This is a genomic window from Ruegeria spongiae (assembly GCF_023502395.1).
Lineage (GTDB): Bacteria > Pseudomonadota > Alphaproteobacteria > Rhodobacterales > Rhodobacteraceae > Ruegeria_C > Ruegeria_C spongiae.
Window position 1 is genome coordinate 1 of record NZ_JAMFMB010000098.1, and the last position, 547, is coordinate 547.

Sequence of the window (547 nt, forward strand, 5' to 3'; positions counted from 1 at the left end):
AACTCGCGGGGTGACAGGTCGCTTTCCTTCAAAGCCAGGTCCTTAATCTTCTCTCGAGTGGGCTCGGGAATGCGGTTCCAGACCCGTGACGGCTTGGGGCTGCGATCCTCCAGCGCCTCAGGGCCGCCAGCCAGATACCGACCATACCAGCGGTAAAAGGTCGTTCCGGGGATGCCGAGTTTGTCCAGGGTTCGCCTCGTTGGGAGATGCGACCCCTCCACCAGCCGAATGATTTCGAGTTTCTCGGATGCCGGATACCTCATTCGTCGTCGCCCCCATCCGCGATCATGCTTTTTTTGAGCAGCCGCAGCTCAAGGGCCTGTTCAGCGACGACCTCTTTCAAATCACGGGATTCCCGCCGCAGGTCTTTGACTTCGGTCGACGTCGCCGCACGCGCGGTATCGCCAGCCAAGCGTTTCTTACCAGCTTCAAGGAACTCCTTGGACCAGCTGTAATACAGACTCTGAGCAATACCTTCGCGACGGCACAGCTCCGCAATGCTGTCCTCGCCCTTAAGGCCATCCAGCACGATCCTGATCTTCTCTTC

Annotated in this window: 1 pseudogene; it reads right to left on the reverse strand. The window is 58.7% G+C overall.

What is annotated here, in order from left to right:
• Window positions 1–547, reverse strand: a pseudogene (locus M3P21_RS22420) (transposase); the annotation flags it as partial.